We start from the raw sequence: 323 nt of genomic DNA, 5'->3' as shown, positions 1-323 counted from the left end.
GTATCGACCTAGCTAAAAACCACTTTAGTCTTCATGCCGTAGACCAAAATGGTAAGGTCATACTTCATAAGTCAGTAACCCGCTCTAAACTACTGACTACAATAGCAAATATGCCACTCATGCGTATAGGCGTTGAAGCGTGTGGTGGTGCACATTATTGGGCAAGAACACTCAATAAACTGGGTCATGACGCCCGCATCATGGCCGTTAAATACGTGGTTCCTTATCGAACTAAAGGAAAGAACGACCTTAATGATGCTGTTGCCATATGCGAAGCTGTTCAGCGTCCATCAACTCGCTTTGTACCCGTAAAATCCCCCGAG

General features: G+C 45.2%; 1 protein-coding gene. It reads left to right on the top strand.

The genetic code is table 11. The features are described from left to right. Nucleotides 1-2 precede the first annotated feature (2 nt). On the top strand, nt 3-323 hold a 321-nt coding region (locus tag A6D97_RS03665; RefSeq protein ID WP_240492688.1), incomplete at its 3' end, for a transposase.

This window comes from Vibrio sp. ZF57 (genome assembly GCF_001691235.1).
Classification (GTDB): domain Bacteria; phylum Pseudomonadota; class Gammaproteobacteria; order Enterobacterales; family Vibrionaceae; genus Vibrio; species Vibrio crassostreae_C.
This window is presented reverse-complemented; position numbering and strand designations above follow the sequence as displayed.